This is a genomic window from Salisediminibacterium halotolerans (assembly GCF_003814815.1).
GTDB classification, from domain to species: domain Bacteria; phylum Bacillota; class Bacilli; order Bacillales; family Salisediminibacteriaceae; genus Salisediminibacterium; species Salisediminibacterium halotolerans.
In genome coordinates this window covers 358,450-378,790 of sequence record NZ_RKQQ01000003.1, presented here as the reverse complement: position 1 = coordinate 378,790, position 20,341 = coordinate 358,450, and the positions used below count along the sequence as shown (strand labels likewise).

General features: G+C 47.5%; 18 protein-coding genes, 1 tRNA gene and 2 pseudogenes. 5 read left to right on the top strand and 16 right to left on the bottom strand.

What is annotated here, in order from left to right:
* The first annotated feature begins 67 nt into the window (after positions 1-67).
* Complete coding sequence (locus EDD67_RS13880; protein WP_154718752.1) at positions 68-232, top strand: hypothetical protein; 165 nt, start codon at positions 68-70, stop codon at positions 230-232.
* A gap of 192 nt (positions 233-424) precedes the next feature.
* Here EDD67_RS13880 and selA read toward each other — a convergent pair whose 3' ends face one another.
* The 3 genes and pseudogenes from selA to EDD67_RS07620 form a co-directional block, all read right to left on the bottom strand.
* Complete coding sequence (selA, locus tag EDD67_RS07625; RefSeq protein ID WP_121439587.1) at positions 425-1,837, bottom strand: L-seryl-tRNA(Sec) selenium transferase; 1,413 nt, start codon at positions 1,835-1,837, stop codon at positions 425-427.
* Positions 1,838-1,913: 76 nt separating this feature from the next.
* Complete coding sequence (locus EDD67_RS14160; RefSeq protein WP_277872121.1) at positions 1,914-2,048, bottom strand: hypothetical protein; 135 nt, start codon at positions 2,046-2,048, stop codon at positions 1,914-1,916.
* 132 nt (positions 2,049-2,180) lie between these two features.
* Positions 2,181-2,378: pseudogene (locus EDD67_RS07620) on the bottom strand (SelT/SelW/SelH family protein); the annotation flags it as partial.
* Positions 2,379-2,589: 211 nt separating this feature from the next.
* Here EDD67_RS07620 and selD point away from each other — a divergent pair.
* The gene (gene selD, locus EDD67_RS07615) at positions 2,590-3,615 is read left to right on the top strand and encodes a selenide, water dikinase SelD (RefSeq protein ID WP_121439839.1); all 1,026 of its coding nucleotides are present in this window, start codon (positions 2,590-2,592) and stop codon (positions 3,613-3,615) included.
* Between the two features lie 72 nt (positions 3,616-3,687).
* Here selD and EDD67_RS07610 read toward each other — a convergent pair whose 3' ends face one another.
* Positions 3,688-4,503 carry a C40 family peptidase gene (locus tag EDD67_RS07610; RefSeq protein ID WP_121439588.1) on the bottom strand — a complete coding sequence of 272 codons (816 nt, stop codon included), beginning with the start codon at positions 4,501-4,503 and terminating at the stop codon, positions 3,688-3,690.
* A 187-nt stretch (positions 4,504-4,690) separates the two neighbouring features.
* Complete coding sequence (gene selB / locus EDD67_RS07605) at positions 4,691-6,601, bottom strand: selenocysteine-specific translation elongation factor (RefSeq protein WP_307723705.1); 1,911 nt, start codon at positions 6,599-6,601, stop codon at positions 4,691-4,693.
* Between the two features lie 128 nt (positions 6,602-6,729).
* Here selB and EDD67_RS13875 point away from each other — a divergent pair.
* Positions 6,730-6,826, top strand: a tRNA-Sec gene (locus tag EDD67_RS13875).
* Between the two features lie 209 nt (positions 6,827-7,035).
* On the opposite strand, the gene EDD67_RS07600 is transcribed toward EDD67_RS13875, so the two are convergent.
* Entirely contained in the window at positions 7,036-8,205 is a 1,170-nt protein-coding gene (locus EDD67_RS07600; RefSeq protein ID WP_121439591.1) for a TraB/GumN family protein, read from the bottom strand.
* Positions 8,206-8,394: 189 nt separating this feature from the next.
* Here EDD67_RS07600 and EDD67_RS07595 point away from each other — a divergent pair, with 189 nt between their 5' ends.
* Together EDD67_RS07595 and EDD67_RS07590 are read left to right on the top strand one after the other, a co-directional pair.
* Positions 8,395-8,643 (top strand): hypothetical protein, encoded by a 249-nt coding sequence (locus tag EDD67_RS07595; protein ID WP_123875818.1) that lies wholly within the window; start codon positions 8,395-8,397, stop codon positions 8,641-8,643.
* Between the two features lie 121 nt (positions 8,644-8,764).
* On the top strand, positions 8,765-9,199 hold the full coding sequence (locus EDD67_RS07590; RefSeq protein WP_121439592.1) for a DUF2621 domain-containing protein: 435 nt from the start codon (positions 8,765-8,767) through the stop codon (positions 9,197-9,199).
* A 40-nt stretch (positions 9,200-9,239) separates the two neighbouring features.
* On the opposite strand, the gene EDD67_RS07585 is transcribed toward EDD67_RS07590, so the two are convergent.
* The 10 genes and pseudogenes from EDD67_RS07585 to tkt form a co-directional block, all read right to left on the bottom strand.
* A complete protein-coding gene (locus EDD67_RS07585; RefSeq protein WP_121439593.1) occupies positions 9,240-9,728 on the bottom strand; it encodes a CcdC family protein in 489 nt (162 codons plus the stop codon).
* Positions 9,729-9,774: 46 nt separating this feature from the next.
* A complete protein-coding gene (locus tag EDD67_RS07580; RefSeq protein WP_121439594.1) occupies positions 9,775-10,398 on the bottom strand; it encodes a hypothetical protein in 624 nt (207 codons plus the stop codon).
* Complete coding sequence (locus tag EDD67_RS07575; RefSeq protein WP_158638196.1) at positions 10,398-10,925, bottom strand: TlpA family protein disulfide reductase; 528 nt, start codon at positions 10,923-10,925, stop codon at positions 10,398-10,400. Before EDD67_RS07575 ends, EDD67_RS07580 begins: the two co-directional genes overlap by 1 nt.
* Positions 10,926-11,026: 101 nt before the next feature.
* Complete coding sequence (gene copZ / locus EDD67_RS07570) at positions 11,027-11,233, bottom strand: copper chaperone CopZ (protein WP_121439596.1); 207 nt, start codon at positions 11,231-11,233, stop codon at positions 11,027-11,029.
* 94 nt (positions 11,234-11,327) lie between these two features.
* Positions 11,328-13,670, bottom strand: a pseudogene (locus EDD67_RS07565) (heavy metal translocating P-type ATPase); the annotation flags it as partial.
* A 59-nt stretch (positions 13,671-13,729) separates the two neighbouring features.
* Positions 13,730-14,056: a metal-sensitive transcriptional regulator gene (locus tag EDD67_RS07560; RefSeq protein WP_093074396.1), complete on the bottom strand. Its 327-nt coding sequence runs from the start codon at positions 14,054-14,056 to the stop codon at positions 13,730-13,732.
* Positions 14,057-14,223: 167 nt separating this feature from the next.
* On the bottom strand, positions 14,224-15,996 hold the full coding sequence (locus tag EDD67_RS07555; RefSeq protein WP_121439598.1) for an ABC transporter ATP-binding protein: 1,773 nt from the start codon (positions 15,994-15,996) through the stop codon (positions 14,224-14,226).
* Positions 15,993-17,750: an ABC transporter transmembrane domain-containing protein gene (locus tag EDD67_RS07550; RefSeq protein ID WP_121439599.1), complete on the bottom strand. Its 1,758-nt coding sequence runs from the start codon at positions 17,748-17,750 to the stop codon at positions 15,993-15,995. The genes EDD67_RS07555 and EDD67_RS07550 overlap by 4 nt, the downstream gene beginning before the upstream one ends.
* A gap of 70 nt (positions 17,751-17,820) precedes the next feature.
* A complete protein-coding gene (locus tag EDD67_RS07545; RefSeq protein ID WP_121439600.1) occupies positions 17,821-18,084 on the bottom strand; it encodes a YneF family protein in 264 nt (87 codons plus the stop codon).
* A gap of 161 nt (positions 18,085-18,245) precedes the next feature.
* Entirely contained in the window at positions 18,246-20,243 is a 1,998-nt protein-coding gene (gene tkt, locus EDD67_RS07540) for a transketolase (RefSeq protein ID WP_121439601.1), read from the bottom strand.
* Positions 20,244-20,341: the final 98 nt, after the last annotated feature.

The following is a 20,341-nucleotide window of genomic DNA, read 5'->3' as shown; positions in this document are numbered from 1 at the left end:
ACATCTCTTCTCGGCAATAACAGACAGACCGGCGGTTAACCGCCGGTCTTAGTGTGTTGACAAAGTCATGATATCGTTAGATGTCATGTTAAATAGAACGGATGACGACGCATCGTCCGGCTTCTTTCCGCGGGCGAGCGCCGAGCCGCTTCGGGCTGACGCCCTGCAGGGTCTCGCCTGTCTCGCTATCCCGCAGGAGAAAGCCGGGATGCTGGGTCATCCTCTTTTTTGAAGCGAGTGTATTCATAAAAAAGAAGCCATGCATCCACTCCTCCGACGCCTCCGGGGAAGCAAGAGACGAAGATCCGGATTTGGCGGCCTCAGGCCGCCAAATACTAGCTGAGTCCTTGCCCGGGGCAAGCGGAGGGCAGTGGATTCATGGCTGACATAAAAATATAGTTTGTCTACAGTCTCTGACCGGCGGTTAACCGCCGGTCAATATTTCAGCTGCAGTGTCCGCGTTTTCTTCATCGAGCGTCCGGCAGTCAATGAAGACCCCGTCGTTTTTCACCCGCACGATCAGCGGCGGATTTAATGCTCGGCAATAACGTTCGATCTGATTTGGCCGCCATCCGTCTTTAGAGAGAAACACCCCATACGTCGGCAGTTCAACGAGCGGCATCGTTCCTCCGCCGACTTTGGATGTATCCTGTCGGACGGAAGCATGGAAATGATCCGCCTTCTCGTTTATCCGTTCGGCAAGCGTTGTTGCACGGTGATAAATCGTTTCTGCTGAAGCGCGAATATCTTTTAGCGCCGGAATTTGATTGCGCGCTTCGTCATCATAAATGTAATCAAACAAGGTTGCTTCAAGTGCAGCCAGCGTCATTTTATCCAAACGCAAAACGCGTGCGAGCGGATGAGTTTTCAACTGATCGATAACTTCTTTCTTGCCGGCGATAATTCCGGCTTGCGGACCGCCCAGCAGTTTATCGCCGCTGAACGACACGAGATCCGCCCCGGCTGCCAGCGACTGCTCCACAATCGGTTCATTGCCGATCTCTTCTTCTGCAAACGGAAAAAGCGAACCGCTGCCTAAATCTTCATATAATAAAATATCTTCTTGCAATCTTTGATCATCAAGGAATGTCCGCAGCTCAGGAACCGTCACTTCGGCCGTAAATCCGACGGGGGCAAAATTGCTCGTATGAACTTTCATAATCATCTTTGTCCCGTCGTGAAGCGCGTCTTTGTAATCTTTAAGGTGCGTCTTATTCGTCGTCCCCACTTCTGTCAACCGGGCGCCGCTCTCGCTCATAATAGTAGACACGCGAAACGAACCGCCGATTTCAATTAATTCGCCCCTGGAGACGACTACTTCGCTGTCTTGGGCAAGTGCACGCAAAATAAAATACACGGCCGCTGCATTATTGTTGACGGCGATCGCCGCTTCTGCGCCGGTCGCTTTTTTCAAGAGCTCTTCAATTATCGAATGCCTTGAACCGCGCTCGCCTGTCGTTAAGTCATATTCCAATGTTGAATATTGCCGGGCGGTATTTACAACGTGCTGAACCGCATGATCACTTAATCTTGCACGTCCCAGATTGGTATGCAGAACGGTCCCCGTGCCGTTAATTACCGGTCTTAATCGGTATTTCGATTCGGATGTCATTTTTATTGCCGCTGCCGAGACAACTTCTTTTAAGAACGCCTCTTTTGTATAATGTTTATAACTGTCAGGGTCCGAGATAATTTGCTTTCGAAACTGATCGAGCGTTTCATTCATCCACTCTTTTGCCTTTTTTTCAGGAATCTGATGCTGTTCTTTTATTCGTTGCACCTGATCTTCCGCCAGCAGCTCTTGCATTGACGGCAGGTTTTTTAATATCGTTTTCATCTTTACCGTCCTCCAAACGTCTTCACTTGAAAAACAGCAAGCCGGCAAATAAAAAGACGGTCCGCAGACCGCCTTTTTATTTGCCAGTGCCGAACGTTTCCCGCTCGCGGAAAATTTCCTTTTGCTCTTTTGCATCCCGCGCAACACTTGCTGCATAAACAGCAAAAACGGCGCCGACAACAACTCCGACAATCTTTAACAATGATTTCATTTTCTTCTCTCCTTTCAAACGTTCACTGAATTAACACTCCTTCATTATACAAAAACTCCGGCGCCGTGAAAAGCTTCACTTTCGGTTAATCCCTTTATAACCGCGGGATTAATTATACAGCGAACCGGTTTTTCAACCGTATTGAACGATTGACTGAAGCTTGTTGATCACTTCTTTATGATCAGGAAACTGATCGGTATCAAACTTGGAAAAGACTTTTTTTCCGTTTGCATAAACCTCAAAAACACCGCCGGAACCGGGAATCATCTCAAACACTTCAACGTCGTGCGTCATATCTTCAAAAACATCTTCTGCGAAACTCGCAGCTTTGGGCGCGTAGTTTCACTGCATACAAAATTCAACTGTAATCCGTAATTTCATTACACAACGGCTCCTTTGTGAAAATTTTGTGACAGACTTTGTATGTGCTATTGTAAGTTCATTCTTGCCGAACGTCAATCCGGGAGATTATACTGTAAGGGAAAAGGAGGTGGTTCCAGTGGCTGAAGATTTTCAATATACTGATCTTCCATTAACACAAATGACCGCGAAATCCGGTTGAGGATGTAAAATCGGTCCGAGCGACCTGGCGCAAGTTTTGCGTCATTTACCTGCAACAGACGAACACGAAAAGCTGCTTGTCGGCTTGGGCACAAACGACGACGGCGGTGTTTATCAATTAAAAGAAGATTTGGCGATCGTGCAGTCGATCGACTATTTCACCCCGATCTGTGACGACCCGTACATGTTTGGGCAAATTGCAGCTGCGAACGCTTTAAGCGATATTTATGCCATGGGCGGAACCCCGATTACAGTGCTGAATATCGTCGGTTATCCCATTAAAAAGGCTTCCCCGGAAGTGCTTGCCGGTATTTTGCGCGGCGGTGCTGACAAAGCGGCCGAAGCAGGGGCTGTCATCGCCGGCGGACACTCGATCGACGATAAGGAACCGAAATACGGCATGAGCTGCACCGGCACGGTTCATCCGGACCGGATATTCAAAAATGTCGGCGCAAAGCCCGGCCATGTGCTTGTTTTAACGAAACCGCTCGGCGGAGGAATTATTTCGACAGCGATTAAGCGCAAACAAGCGGCAGACAGCGAAATCGATGAAAATATGGCGGTTATGGCTGAATTAAATAAAACGGCCGCCGAAACGCTTGAAGGATTTCATCCGTCTGCTGTAACCGATGTGACCGGCTTCGGTTTGCTCGGCCACGCTTATGAAATGACCGGCGGCGAAGTGACGTTTCATATCGATTACGAAACGGTTCCCGTTCTTGCAGGCGCTAAAAAGCATGCCGAGAACGGAATCGCTGCCGGAGGCGCCAAAGATAACCGCGCTTACCTTGCTGATTTTGTCGATTATCATCCATCTCTTAGTGAAAGCGATGAATTGATTTTATGTGACACGATCACAAGCGGCGGATTATTAATCAGTCTTCCGGCTGATGAAGCAGATGCTTACATCGAAGCCTATAACAGCAAAAGCCCGTTTCAGGCGCAAATTATCGGCTCTGTCACAGAAAAAATCGCTACACCGATTACCGTGAATCACAACAAGTAAGCCGACCTAACAAAAGCGAGGCTTCCCGAAAGATCGGGAAGCCTCGCTTATTTTTAAATTCGGTTTTTACTATTAATACGTACGTGCACCGAGGTATGCGTTGCTCCAATAACCAGAGTTCATGTTCGAGACGGTCACACCTGTGGAAGCGCCAGCGTGAATAAATTCTCCGCCGCCGAGGTAAATGCCGGCATGTGACGGTCCGCCGCTAGTATCAAAAAAGACGATGTCGCCGCGGTCCGGGGAACTTACGGGCGTCAAGGAATTGTACATTTGACTGACTGTGCGCGGCAATCCTTCGCCGTCAATCGCATAATTTACAAAGCCGCTGCAATCAAAGCCGGCCGGCGTTGTGCCGCCCCACTGATACGGTGCGCCCATTTGACTTTTAGCCGTATCGATATAGCTCTCAACGGTCCCGTTGCTGCTTCCTGTTGACGATGTGCTTTCTGCACTGTCATTTGATCCGCCGGAGCTGCCTGAAGATTCCACTTGCAATGTGTCGCCGACCATAAGCAATGTGCCGCTCATGTTGTTCCAGTCTTGCAGCTGGCTGACTGTGACACCTTCGCGGTTGGCAATCGCAGAGAGTGTGTCGCCTGCTTGAACGGTAACCTCGCCGCCGGAACTGCTATTGGAAGCTGACGAAGCTTCATCTGTCGACGAAGATCCTCCGCTTGAAGTTTGCAATGTGTCGCCTGCATGAATAATGTCGCTGCTTAAGTTGTTGATATCTTTCAGTTCACTGACTGAGACGCCGTTTTCTTGGCCGATGCTCCATAAGCTGTCGCCAGAACTTACCGTTACTTCACTTGCTGCCGCAGTTCCTCCAAATGCCATAGTTGCTGCAATCGTCGTTACTGCAATCTTCGCTGATAATCTTCGCATTAAAATTCATCCTCCTGATATGTATAGTTTCTTTTAAAAAAAGTCTGCTTTTTTTCCCGACAAATTGTATTCTAAAACATCAGAATATGAATTTTAATAATAAGAAGATTGCGATTGTATTAAGAGAATATTAAGTCGAAATTTTCCGAATGTTCAAACCGCCGCTTAACTAAAGGCGGGTTTACCGTTATTCAGGCGTTTTCACCCAGAGACGCTCGCTGCCGTCGCGCCTCGTCCAACCGGCTTCATCAAACTTCTCCATCAACGGAACGAGGTATTTTCGCGACAGACCGAGAACTTGCTTCGCATCTTGCAGACTGAAACGCTCTGTTGTTTCAGCAGAGAGCTTACGGGCCGCTTCATTAAATGCTTCAACACTGAGCAGATGTTTTTCATCGAGCTCAATTACTTTCTTGCTGCGCATTAAATAATGACGAAGTTCCTGTATCCATTCAGCCGGAAGCCCGGCACGTTCAAATATTTCACTCTCTTGTTCGACTTCAAGCCCTTGATTTTTAATCGTTTGCTCCACTTGTTCCATTCTTTTCGCCCATTGCTTCGGAAAACCCGGCGCGAAATCTCCAAGTGCAACAGCCGAAGCATGTTTTTTTAATTCACCGCGATCAGCAGCTTCATCGAGAACGAGTGACGTTAATTCTTTTCCGTACGATATAAACTCTTGGAGTAAAACGGCACGGTCTTTGCCGTCCCGAAGCGGATACAATTGATGATACGCAGCCAGATCTTCTTGAATCAGCTCCAGCAGTTCTTCAGCGACTGACTGCAGAAAAATCCGGCCGGCTTCAGTTCGAATTGTCCCTTCATTTATATGGGCAACGAGCAGCTCATCCAGTTCTTCTTCGGCTGTACCGAGCTTTTCAGTTAAATCTCTGCGTGTCATTGAGCGCTCCGTTTTTAACAGATCAAACAGAAGATCTTCCGGCGTCCCTTCCCGTTTGCGTTCTAATTGTTTAATCGTTTCTTCACCGAAGCGGTATTTTTGACCGTTCGGCTCAATAACAAAACCGCCGCCGATCGTCTCAACAGGCGACGGGCGCCTTAAGATGAAGCGATCGCCGCGTTTTGTCACGACAGGATGGTCGAGACGCAGTTGACAGAGGATTCCTTGCCCGCCGGAGACGACCAGCTCATTGCGGTCAAAAAAGACAATCTTCCCGTACACCTCGGCTGTTCCAAGGTGGAGTTTAATATATCCGCGCTGCTTTAACGGAAACCTTAAATTCTCAACCGTATCCAATGTGATATCTACCGTTGTCGTCGTGCTGTAATACTGCGTGGAAACGAGGACATCTCCGCGCTGCAGCTCATCTTTCGATGCACCGCCGAGGTTGATCGCAACCCGCTGGCCGGCACGCCCTGACGGCTGCTTTTCGTGATGAACCTGAATTTGCCGAGCACGAACTTTTTTTCGTTCCGGAAGCACTTCAAGTGTATCACCTTCAGTCACCTTTCCTTCATATACCGTTCCGCGGACCACCGTCCCTTGACCGTGCACAGTAAAAACTTGATCGACCGGGAGCCTGAATGCTCCGCGCGCATCGCGCATCTGCACGTCTGCGAGCTTCGTTCGGATCGCACTGCGAAGGTCATCGATCCCGCGGCCGGACACACTGTCTACAAAGTGAAGATCAGCTCCTTCGAAAAATGTACCCGCTACCTGGTCTGCAATATCCGCTTCAATCAGTTCTTCCATATCATCTTCAACCAAATCTGCTTTCGTTACAACGATCAAGCCTTCATGAATACCGAGAAGGTTTAAGATATCCAAATGTTCGACTGTTTGCGGCATCACGCCTTCATCCGCCGCAACGACGAGCAGCACTAAATCAATTCCTGCCACGCCGGCAATCATTTGCCGGATAAATTTCTCATGACCGGGAACATCGACAATTGAAACTTCCATATTGTCATCCAATTTGAGCGGGGCATACCCGAGCTCGATTGAGATTGACCGTTCTTTTTCCGCTTTTAGACGGTCAGTATCAACGTTTGTCAGAGCTTTCGTCAGCGTCGTTTTACCATGGTCAATATGACCTGCCATTCCAATCGTGTAATACCTTTTTGACAATATTCTCACCTCTTGAGATTATCAGCTTCTACCTTGCCTATTTTAGCATATGTCATAAGTTCAGACGCTTCAAAAGTCAAAAATTGCTTGCAGGAAAACTGCGTGCAAGCTATAATGAAGGTCGGATTTTAAATCTTGGGGCCGGATGCGTAGCTGGTGCTTGCCGTGGTCTTCAAAACCATCAGGGAGGCGCGTGGCGTCTCCGCTGGGTTCGATTCCCAGACGGTCCCGCCAAAAAAATGACTGCGACCCTCTGTTATCATACAGAGGGTCTTTTTGCCCCTTGCCGTTCTTTATAGCGTACATTATGTCCTTCTGAGAGAGACACGCTCGAAGACGGGAGTTATTTTAATATAATGATTTGACAACCCCCGTCAAATCAAGCATCCATACGAAAAACCGGGCGATAAATCAGCCCGGTTTTTCTTTATAATGATGCAATTTTAAAAGAAATTTTGCAGGAAAAGACGGATCACATCTGCTCCGCCGACGAGCGAACCGATCGTGCTGCCGATGTTGCTGAAAATAACAACAAGCAGGATTCGGGTTACTTTGTTATTTTTAAACCCTTTAAAACTGTAAACATCTTCGGATAGCTCCTCAAAATCAGTCACATGCGGGCGGCGAAAATACGTTTGCGCCATGCCGGCAAACCAGCCGGCGGCTAACAGCGGACTTAACGAACTCAAAGGCGAGACCACAAAGGCCGTCGCTACAGCCGCCGGATGTCCGAAGGCAAGCAGCGCCCCGAGCGCAGCAAACGAGCCGTTCCATAAGAGCCAGCTGACAATTTGCTGCATACCAGCTGCCGGGTTAGTAATCAGTGTTGCTGCAATAATGGCAATAATCATCGCCGGAATCGCCCAGGCAAAAAACTTCGGCGCTTTAGATTTCGGCGGTCGTTCGTTTAAAGCGTCGAGGTCTTGTTCTGCATACAGCTGTTCTTTGATGCCGGGCACGTGCGCTGCACCTAAAACGGCGACGACCTTTTCACCGGGGGCATCTTTAATTTTTTGCGCCAAATATTGATCCCGCTCATCAATCAGCGGCGTTTTAAGGCCCGGAAAAGCTTTTGTAATCTCTTCCATCGCTGAATTGAGCATGTCTTCTGATTTCATTCGTTCGAGTTCTTCTTCGGTGATTTGTTCATTGTTTAAAATACTCCCGAAAACAGAAACCATCAATTTCGCTTTTCCCCATATACCTACCCGGCCCCAAATACGGGCGAATGTCACTTGAATATTTCGGTCCGCGAGCACTAATTCCGCCCCTGTTTCTTCAGCTGATTCAATTCCCTGAATCATTTCTTGGCCGGGCTTAACGCCCATTTGCTTCGCCATTCGTTTTTGGAACGATGACAGCAGCATATTCATCAGCAAAAGAGAGGCTTTCTTTTCTTTAATCACTTTAAATATGTCCATGTCTTTCCATTGGTTATCTTGCATAACGGATTGATACCGCTGTTCATCCAGTTCAACACAGACTGAATCTGGGTTTTCAGCTTCAATCACTTCTTTTACTTGTTCTACACTTCGCTTCGAGACGTGCGCAGTGCCAATTAAGATAACCTCTTTATTGTTCACTGTCAGGCGTGTAATATTTTCCTCAGACATAACGACCCTCTGTTTCATCGAATTTTATCTACCAACTTCATCATTTTAACACGTCAACTTCGAATACGCTTGAACAATTTATCTTGCAGACAGGCCGCATCATTGTGTATACTGGAAGTAGAAAACGACCGGACATTAACTGTCCGGCCGAATATCCAGCAGTTCGCCGTTTGACGGCGGCTGACCAACATGCGTGAAATGACGGACGGTAACCGCCCCACACACCTTGGCAGAGGAGATGGGCGGTTACTTTTTTTTGCTGTCGGTGACTATCGCCAATATTGCCGCGATTGCAGCAAGACCGGTCGTAAGAAAAATCCCGAATTGAATCAGGATATTAAGCGTGTCGTATGTCACCACTTCCCGATCACCCCCTTTCATAAGGGAGTGTCAGCCGCCCATCTGCGTTTTCTGCTGTGCCTTTATTTTACCATATAATATCGTTGATTATAAGCGGATTCGAACATTTGTTCCTATCGTCGGATCGGACACTGCGACCTTTCTCTTTAAAACACTGTAGCTATATCGTAAAATACAAATGGAGGAAGGAGCGATCTTAATGAACGATTGGTTTATGTGGTTTATTTTTCTATGGTCTGTTTTCATTTTTGTTATGGTCGCCATCGGCGGTTATTTTATGTTTCGCAAATTTTTGAAAAAAATGCCGAAAGAAGACGGCAAATCGATACTGGACTGGCAAGATTACTACATTCAAGAAACTCTCCATCTATGGACCGAAGATCAAAAGGTCTTTCTGAACGAATTGGTCGAGCCGGTCCCGGAAATTTTCCGCGATGTTGCAAAAGAAAAAATCGCCGGTAAGATCGGCGAACTTGCTCTAAACGAGGGGGCAACAGAGATTACCGAAGAATTGCTGATTCGCGGGTATATACTCGCCACACCAAAACGTGACCACAAATTTCTGCGTAAAAAACTCCGGGAAAAAAATATTGATGAACAGCAGTACGAAAATATTTTTTCTCAGTCAAACTAAACCCCCGGAAAGCTGACGCATTCGTCATCTTTCCGGGGATTTACGTCTGCCAGGATGCCGACGGAGCTGTATGCTGTTTTTGCACTTGCTTAAACTTTACATACATGGCAACACGCCAAGGTAAAATCATCCCGAACGCTAAAATAAAGAACATCCCGGAGAGCACTTCTAATTCAACGTATATGCCGAAAAATTGGCGCAAGAGAATCCGCACGACTAAAAGCCCGATCAATATGAACGGAAACGCTTTTGACCGTTTCATGTATATCTGATCGTCACGAATTTCAAAAGATGACGTTTTGATGAGAATAATCGAGAAAATCAGGCCGACCGTGAACGCTTCGGCAACTTGCAACGCCGTGATTTCACGGACCGGGGGGTACAAAAACATCAAAAAGCCTGTTGACATTGCCGCCGGCGGCAAAAGAATTTTTTTTACCGACGCCGGCCGCTTCATCGCTTTCATGCGGACAAACATCGCTAATACAGCCATCAATACGGCCAAAACAGATAAAATTACACCGTACATCCGTTGTCACTCCTTTATGTTTCCTGTGATATTGTATCATACAACGTCATGAAGAAACATAAAACGGCTGCAAAAGAAATGCGATTGCCCCCGCCGCCGCTATTAAATAGACGAGCGGCGCATACCAGCGTGTTCTGCGCTGAAAAAAGACCGGCAAACCTGCAAGTGTGAGCGCTAATAAGTACGCTGCATATAAATTAACCGGATGTACGACTTCATCATTGACATTGTACCCGACAGACAGCGGCGATACTGTCCCGTAAAATACAATTGCCGCAAAATAAACAACCGCTGCCGTCATTACGCTGACGAGCAAACTTTCCCACATCACCACCGGCCAGCTCCGGCGAAAGAAAAAGAAAGTCATAACCCCGGCGAAGACAATAACCGCCGCCGGCAAAGCTCCGGCACCGCCGGTAAAATAAATTAAATTCATCGGATCGGTTAAAAGCGCCGGCGAGGTGATAACCGGCCAAAACTTAAATACGCCGATTGCAGCCAGGACCGCCCAGGTAATATTGTCCGACATATCCTTTTCTTTTTCTGCACCGATGTATTTTAAATACAACGAAAAGGTGAAAATTCCGATCAAAGCCGTAAGAAGCAGAAAAATCAATTCCGTCTGCAAACTGAGCGGTCCGAGCGTCCACGTTTCATACGGAGGAAACATTACTCCCCGCCCCCTTTCAAGCTTCTGATTTCAGAAGTTAATTCTCCTTCAGCGATCGCACCGGTTTTGCGATGCGAAATCACCCCGTCTTCGTCAATGAAAACGGTTGTCGGAACGGGCGGTACGTAATACATATCCGAAATGGCTCCTTCACTGTCTTGCAGATTGGTAAACGATAACCCGTTCTCTCGTATAAATGTTTCTGCATCTTGTTGACGGTCTTGGGTCAGCACATTCACACCGATCATTTCAACCTCATCTCCGTACCGGTGATGAGCCTCTTCTATCATTTCACTTGAGGCTTGACAATAAGGGCACCATGATGTCCAAAAATAAAGCACCGCCGGTTGTCCCTCTTCCCAGCTGTATTCGCCGCCGCCAAACGCCCCGGCTTCAAAGGCAGGAGCCTCGTGCCCGGGTTGGGGATAACTGACGCTTTGTCCGTCATCAATGTTTTCCTGCTCTTGTCCAAGCCACAGAAAGAAGCCGACAGACACCGCCATGATTAAAAATAAACCTCGTTTCATGATTAACACGTTTACACGTCCTTTATACACTTCGGGGTATGTATGCGAGTATAACATAAGCCAGCCGATTTGCGTTATGATCAAATCGGCCGGCTTGTTCATTATTTGGGTTCAAAACCAATGTCTTCGATTTCATCTTTCATTTTTTGAATCGTAACTTTGTCATCATCAAAATCGACCGTCACTTGATTTTTATCAAGGTTTACCTCAGCCTTATTTACGCCGTCCAAACCGCTCAGAGCACCTTCAACAGATGCTTTACAATGTTTGCACGTCATTCCTTGCACTTCAATCGTTTCTTCACTCATAAATACCCTCCTTTTATAAAATTCAGGCCGTTGCCGGCTCGCTTTCCGTTCTTTTCGGATCGCGGCCGTTGCCGCCGCCTTTCGTTTGATCAAGCTTCACCCGTTTTAAGCGGAGCGCATTCGTCACTACAGACACTGAGCTAAATGCCATAGCCGCACCGGCAACCCACGGGGCTAACAGCCCGAATGCCGCAATCGGCAAGCCGATCGAGTTGTAAACAAACGCCCAAAATAAATTTTGTTTAATGTTGCGCATCGTTTTGCGGCTCAGCATAATCGCTTGCGGTATCGAGCGAAGGTCGCCGCGCATGAGTGTGATATCGGCTGCTTCCATCGCCACATCCGTGCCGGTGCCGATCGCCATCCCGATGTCGGCAGTTGCTAGCGCAGGTGCGTCATTGATGCCGTCACCGACCATAATAACGCGTTTGCCTGCTTTTTGCAGCTGCGCGACTTTATCTGCTTTCTCTTCAGGAAGCACTTCGCTGAAGACATCATCAATGCCCGCTGATGCCGCGATCGCCTGAGCTGTGCGCTCATTATCACCGGTCATCATCGTGACATGATAGCCGAGTTCTCGAATCGATGTTACTGCCTGGACTGAGGATGTTTTCAGCGGATCAGCTACCGCGATCGCACCAGCCAGTTCTCCGCCGCTGGCAATAAGCATAACAGTTTTTCCCGCATGCTCGAGTTTTTGAATCGTTTCTTCCGCTTCAGCTGCGTTGATCCCGTGTTCATGCATCAGTTTCCGGGTGCCAATCAGAACAGCGGCCCCGTCAACGGTCCCGGTCAGTCCGTGTCCCGGAACTGCTTCGAATTTTTCCGCTTCCGACAATCGCACACCTTCCTCGGAGGCCTTTTCGACAATCGCTTCACCGAGCGGATGTTCTGAATAGTTTTCGATCGTCGCACTTACTTGGAGCAGATCCTGATCAGACAGTCCGGCAAACTGGATAATATCAGTGACTTCAGGTTTTCCTTTCGTGATCGTTCCGGTTTTATCCAAAACGACCGTATCTGTGTGATGCGCCCGTTCTAAATATTCGCCGCCTTTATACAAAATCCCGTTTTCGGCCCCTTTGCCTGTGCCGACCATAATTGAAGTCGGTGTCGCCAAGCCAAGAGCGCACGGACAGGCGATCACAAGTACAGCAGTGAAATTGATCAGCGCGGCTTCAAACGGCAACCCGGCAATAAAATACCATCCGCCAAACGATAATATAGCAATCGCAACAGCCGTCGGCACGAAATAACCGGAAATAACATCGACCATCCGCTGAATCGGAGCTTTCGATCCTTGCGCCTGTTCAACAACTTTAATAATTTGCGCCAGCGCTGTTTCGCGCCCAACTTTCGTCGCTTCAAACGTCACCGTTCCATTTTTATTGATCGTCGCGCCGATCATTTCGTCCCCGGCGTATTTTTCCACCGGGAGACTTTCCCCGGTCAGCATCGATTCATCGACTGATGTAGCCCCTTCTTTGACCACACCGTCGACGGGAATTTTTTCTCCCGGCTTCACCCGGATCCAGTCGCCGATTTGCACGTCTTCAATCGCAACCTGCTGTTCAGATCCGCCCCGCAGAACCGTCGCTTTTTTCGCTTGGAGACCCATCAGTTTTTGAATCGCTTCGGAGGTTTGTCCTTTCGCCCGCGCTTCCAGCATTTTCCCGAGAAGCACAAGCGTAATAATAACCGCGCTCGTTTCGAAGTACAAATACACTTCGCCGTTCATGACGAGAAATACAGAGTAAAAATAGGCAGCTGACGTCCCCATAGCGACAAGCACATCCATATTCGCGCTTCCGCCGCGAAGAGACTTGTACGCCCCTTTATAAAACTGCAGTCCGGCGTAAAATTGCACCGGTGTCGCTAACGCCCACTGTAAATACGGGTTCATCAGCCAGTGAGGCAAAATCATTTCTTGCGGATACATGTGATCAATCATCGTTGTAAAAAGCGGCAAGCTGAGAATGAGTGAAAAAATAAACAAGAATTTTTGTTTTTTCAAAGCTGCATCTTTGTTTTCAGAAGAGGCTTCGTCAGCTTCTTGCTGATATTTCCCTCGAAACCCGGCTTTCTCGATTTTTTCAAATATCGTCTCTTCGTCAATCAGCCCGGGAATATACGTAATCGTTGCTGTCTCCATCGTTAAATTGACAGAAGCTTCGCGGATCCCTTCGTGCTTGTTCAACACTTTCTCAATCCTTGCTGAACAGGCCGCACAGGTCATGCCTTCGATATCAAGACTAAGCTGTTTTTCCGGGACGGAAAATCCCGCTTTGTTAATTTTCCCGATCGCTTGATCAGGAGAAAAGCGCTCGTCATCATATTCAATCGTCGCCCGTTCCATCGGTAAATTCACCGAGGCTTGAACGCCTTCTTCTTTATTCAATACTTTTTCGATCCGTGAGGAACAAGCCGCACACGTCATGCCTTCAACCGGAAGTTCGACTTTCGTTTTAGCCACTTCATTCACCTGCCTTCAACTGATCATGATTTTGTAAATTGCTGAAATACTTTAAGCAATTCTTCAATCGTTTCGTCGCCTTCTCCGTCTTGGACAGCTTTTGTTACACAGCCTTTTGTATGGTCTTCAAGCAGCTGAAAACCGACCTTTTTTAAAGCCGCGTTGATCGCTGACACTTGAACGAGTATATCGACACAGTAGCGGTCTTCATCGATCATTTTTTGAATGCCTCGAACTTGCCCCTCCACCCGCTTCAAACGCTGGACGAGCTGTTTTTTATCTTCTTCGGTGCGCATTTTCACCGGTGTCTTTTCCGGAGATAACGGAATGTCTAGCTTTGCATCATCCATTTTCTCACCTCATTTCAGTTGTTAAGTATACCCTACCCCAGGTATGTATATTTGTCAACCGGGGTACTTACCCTTTGCTATATAAAGAGCGGTTAAACACTATTGACAGATACCCTAAAAAACACCCCCGCTGACGGGAGTGTTTTACTGCTGTGCGGCACCGGCTGCTAATACGCTTTTTGCAAACGGTACATTTTTTCGTATAAACCTTGTTCTGCGATCAACGTTTCGTGTGTGCCTTGTTCGACAATTTCTCCTTGATGCATCACTAAAATCTTGTCTGCATGTTTGATCGTCGAAAGGCGGTGAGCGATCGCAATCGTCGTCCGGTCTTTGCGCATATTTTCCAGCGCATGCTGAATATCTTCTTCAGTTTCCGTATCAATGCTGGCTGTGGCCTCATCGAGAACGAGGATTTTCGGTGCTTTCGCCATCGTGCGGGCAAACGCGATTAATTGCCGCTGACCGCCGGAAAATGTCGTCCCCCGTTCACCTACGGGGTGGGCGTATCCGCCGGTTAAATTTTCGATGAAGCGATCAGCACGGACAAACTCGGCTGCTTTTTGCACATCTGCATCCGTTAAACGCTGATCGTATAACCGGATATTCGAAGATATATCGCCGGCAAATAAAAACGGATCTTGTAAAACGAGGCCGATTTTCTCCCGCAGTTCCTTGTTATTGTAACGGGACAGCGCTACACCGTCGATGTAAATTTCTCCTCTTTCCAACGGATAAAACCTTAGCAGCAAATTGATAATGCTGCTTTTGCCGCTCCCTGTATGGCCGACAATCGCTAATGTTTCCCCTTCATGAATCGTAAATGAGACATTTTTTAATACATCTTCATGTCCGTCATACGAAAAAGACACATTTTCGAATATAATGTTGCCTTGGTTAATAACCGGCGAACCTGTTCCTTTTTGCCCCGGCGACGGTTCGTCATGATCCATTAAACGAAAGACCCGTCCTGCAGAAATCATTGCTTGCTGAAATACCGATAAGCGCTGCATAATCTGATTGACCGGTTCAAAAAAACGGTCCAAATAGTTCACGAATGCATATAAAACGCCGAGTTCAACCGGCTGATCGAACGAAGTGATGCCAAAATAAGACAAAATGAAGATAAGCGCGGCGATCGAAATAAAATCGACTGCCGGGCGCAGAAGCAGTCCGTCCAATTTAATGCTTTTCAGCCACGCTTGGTGATGATCTTCATTGACTGCTTTAAATTCCCGCAGCATCCGGCGCTCCTGTCGGAAAATTTGAATGACCGCCATACCTTGAATCGACTCATTTAAACGAGCGTTTAACTCACTCAGTTTTTCACTCATACGCGCATAGTACCGCGAGCTGAACCGCTTGTACAAAAGCATCAGCCCGATAATCAGCGGAATCAGAACTAAACAGAACAACGCCAGCTGCGGGTTTAAATAAAACATCGCAACAAAAATCCCGAGTAAAAAGACAATATTTTGAATAAATGTCCCGAGAACGCTGATATAAAGTTCTTTCACTTGTTCCGTATCATTTGTAATGCGGCTGATCAGACCTCCGGCAGGAAATTGATCGAAAAAAGACAAACCGAGGCTTTGAACTTTTGCGAAAATATCGATCCGAAGCGACTGAATGATTTCCAGCGAAACTTTTTGAAAAAACAGCATTTGCACGTAATTCATCCCGGCCGCGCCGAGATGTAAAACAATATACAGCAGACCGAGCATGACTAGTTCATTTTGCGGAAACTCCCGCGGCGTTAAGTAATCATCGATAAATATTTGAATCAAAATTGGGCCGATCAGTTCCGAAGCCGTCCCGCCGAGCAAAAGAAGAAGCGCGATAGCAAGCTTTTTCCAATGAGTTTTTGCATAACCCATCAAGCGTTTGAATGTTTCTTTTTGGTTTAACGGGGTCATTAAGTGGCGGTGACGTTCAATCATAGATCATCACCGCCCTTTTCAATTAACGATTCCAACTGTTGACGCTCATACATGCGGCGATACCATGAGGGTTTTTGCATCAGCTGACTGTGTGTTCCCTGTTCGGCGATCCGGCCGTTCTCAAGCACGACAATTTGCCGGGCATGTTGGATCGCGCTTAGCCGGTGAGCAGTAATAATCGTCGTTTTATCGTTGCGCAGCGTACGCAAATTAGTTAAAATCATCTCTTCCGTATTCGCATCCACCGCTGACAATGAATCATCCAAAATCAATACTTCCGGATCAGCCAAAAGCGCTCTGGCAATGGAAATCCGCTGTTTTTGTCCGCCTGAAAGGGTTACGCCGCGTTCACCTACAACGGTTTCATAACCATCTTTAAATGCAGTGATATCATCGTGCACCGCTGCGTATGAAGCCGCGTTGATAATCTCCGTATACGATGCATCCGGGCGGGCAAAAGCTATATTATCGGCTATCGTCGCGGAAAACAAAAAATGATCCTGCGGGACGTACCCGACTGATGATCGCAGCGCATCCAGTGTGTACTCTGCAATCGGCAAGCCGGCAAAATAAATCGTCCCGTCTTGGATTTCCGCATCGCGAATCAGTGTTCTGACAAGCGTCGATTTACCGCTACCGGTTTTTCCGGCAATCCCCAATGTCTGACCGCGGGGTAATTCAATTGAAATGTTTTCAAGCGCCGGCTTTTGGTCCTCAAAAAAATAAAACCGCTTTATGTCAAAGAAAATATCACCTCGCGGCGGGGTGTTTACAGCATTGCGACGGTCTTCTATGTCAGGTTCTTCCTGAAGGATTGTGCGGATTCTTCCGTACGACGCCCGGCCTTTTTCGACAATATTAAAGAGCCAGCCAAAAGCAAGCATCGGCCAAATCAGCATGCCTAAATAGACGTTAAAACTCGTCAACTGTCCGATTGTCAATGTTTCATTGACGACAAGGTATCCCCCGGCGGATATTGAAAGAAAATACGAACTTCCGACGATCAGCATAATCGTCGGATCAAAAAGGGCATCCACTTTGGCTACATCGATATTTTTTTTAACGACGTTTGCCGATTCATCCCGAAAAGCCGCGACGTCATCTTTTTCATTTCCGAATGTTTTCGTTACGCGGATACCGCTCATACTCTCCTGGACTTTATCATTCAACCGCGAAAAGGCCGCTTGAGCACCGGAAAAACGTTTATGGAGCATAAAACCGTATTTACTGACGGCTAACGCCATCAACGGCATCGGTAAAAGCGCAATTATCGTCAGTTCCCAGCTGATCGATACCGCCATCGTAATAATGACAAATCCGCCCAGTGTTAAAGAGTCAACGAGCGTTAACACTCCTGCGCCGGCTGTTTGCTCGACGGCCCGAATATCATTGGTTGAATGTGCCATTAAATCGCCAGTGCGTTTCGTTTGAAAAAAACGCGCTGACTGTTTCGTAAAATGTTCATACAGGTCGTTACGGAGCTGCCTGGCAAGGCGAATCGATGACCCGAAAATCATAATCCGCCAAATATATCTGAGTATGTACACCGTAACAGCCAAGCCAAAAAGAGCGGTCATCCAATTGAACAGAATTTGCGGCGTGAGCGTATTTTGATCAATATGGTCGACGATCATCCCGACAACATAAGGAGGAAGCAGCGACAATAGCGACACCGACGCTAATATTAAAATCCCAAGACTGTAACGCCGACGTTCTTGGATAAAATACCATTTTAATTCTAAAAAGACACGCATGTCCCGCCCTCCCCGCAGCCGGTTATTTCGTTAAAGAATCTTATATGAAAAAACACCCCAAATCGGAGTGTTAATTCTTCTTTTTCTGTTGCTTATCATTGGTCTTTTTCGGTTTCTTATCATCTGTTTGCTGGCTTTGCATGGCCTTCATCATTTGATTAATCTTTTTCTGTGAAGGATTTTGCCCCATTTGCATCATCATCGTGCGAAGCATTTGCTCATTAATAGGGGGATTTTTCTTCATGTAGTTCATCATGTACTGTCTGGCGATAAAAAACCCGAGGGCAAGTCCTGCCAACAGTGCAATGACACCGATTAAAATATTAACCCACATCGGCGTTGACCTCCTTTACATCTGCATTTCATTCTTTCAAACAACCCTGTTCATTATACATGAATGTGCTGTGATTGGGAAGATTCATTTTGAAATGTGCAAAACAAAAGATGAAGGGGCACCCGCACGTTGCGAATGCCCGCTTCATCGTTTGCTTATACTTATTTTTCGATCAGCTGTTTAAACCGTGCAGCTACGTTTTCCGCTGTAAAACCGTATTCTTTCATAATACGGTCGCCCGGTGCTGAAGCGCCATAGCCGTTGATTCCCAGTACAGAACCTTGATCGCCGGTGTAACGCTCCCAACCGATCGGGGCGCCCACTTCAACTGCCAGACGTGTTTTAACAGATTTCGGCAGCACCTGTTCTTTATAATCAGCCGGCTGCGCTTCGAAGCGGTCCCAGCTCGGCATGCTGACGACCGAAACATGGATACCGTCTTTTTCGAGTTCTTTTTGCGCTTCCACTGCTAAAGAAACTTCCGAACCGGTAGCCAACAGTAAACCGTCCACTTGGCCGCTTGCTTCTGAAACCGTGTAAGCTCCGCGTCGAACACCCTCATAGGCAGCGTCTTTCGTGCCCGGAAGCGTCGGCAGCCCTTGACGTGTTAACACAAGCGCTGTCGGCTGTTTGCGGTTTTCTTGCGCTATTTTCCAGGCTGCGACCGTTTCATTGCCGTCTGCCGGACGAATAAGAGACAGGTTAGGAATCGCACGCAATGAAGCGAGGTGTTCAATCGGCTCGTGTGTCGGGCCGTCTTCGCCTACAGCAATGCTGTCATGTGTGAACACGTACGTAACCGGTGCCCCCATTAATGCCGAAAGACGAAGCGCCGGGCGCAGGTAGTCGGAAAAGACAAAAAATGTCGAAACGTAAGGCCGCAAGCCGCCATGAAGCATCATGCCGTTTCCGGCTGCCGCCATAGCAAATTCACGCACGCCAAACCAAATGTTTCGCCCTGCTGCATTGTTCGCCGCAAAGTCTTGCTCATTTTTAATCATTGTTTTATTCGACACAGACAAATCAGCTGAACCGCCAAACAGAGACGGGACAGATTTTGACAGCGCATTTACCGCCTCACCGCCGGTTGCGCGTGTCGCCTCTTTATCGCCTTCTTCATAAACCGGCAGATTGTCAGCCCAATCGGCCGGCAATTCACCGTTTATTGCTTGTTCCAATTCTGCCGCCAGTTCAGGGTGAGCTTCTTTATAACGGGCGAATTGTTCGTTCCATGCATTTTCATTCGCGGAACCTTGCTTTTTCAGTTCAGCAAAGTGTTCACGCACGCGGTCCGGAATATGGAACGCTTCGTCAGACTCCCACTTGTAATATTCTTTTGCCAGCTTCACTTCATCTTCACCGAGCGGAGCGCCGTGCGAAGCGGAGCTGCCTGATTTGTTCGGCGAGCCGTACCCGATCACCGTCCGTACTTCAATCATCGACGGCCGCTCATCATTTTTAGCGTTTTCAATCGCTTTACCGATCGCTTCAAGATCATTGCCGTCTTCGACGTATTCAACATGCCATCCGTAAGCTTCATAACGCTTCAGAACATTTTCCGAAAAAGCTTGATTGAGTTCGCCGTCCAACGATACGTCATTGGAATCATAAAGCAGAATCAATTTTCCAAGCTGTAAATGACCTGCCAAAGAAGACGCTTCAGCTGCAACGCCTTCCATTAAGTCGCCGTCACTGCATAACCCATACGTATAGTGGTCGATGATATTGAAGTCTTCGGTATTGTATTTACCAGCCAAATGTTTTTCAGCCATCGCCATACCGACACACATTGCGAGCCCTTGGCCTAACGGTCCGGTAGTAGCTTCGACTCCTGGGGTGTGTCCAAATTCCGGATGGCCCGGCGTGCGGCTTCCCCATTGGCGAAACGCTTTCAAATCATCGAGTGTTACATCGTAACCCGAGAGATGAAGAAGGCTGTATAATAACATCGATCCGTGTCCTGCAGATAAAACAAACCGGTCGCGATTAAACCATTGCGGATTCTCCGGATTGTGCTTCATAAATTCAGTAAAAACCTTATACCCGATCGGAGCTGCTCCCATAGGCAAGCCGGGGTGACCGGAAGCTGCTTTTTCAACCGCATCGATTGAAAGCGTCCGCACCGTATTAACTGCCAAGTCATCCAATTGAACTGACATCTGACATCAACCTCTCTTTTCTTGATAGAATACAATCACTATTTCTATCATATATGTTCTGACAAGGTTAGACAACAGCGTTTTAATAAAACTTTTGC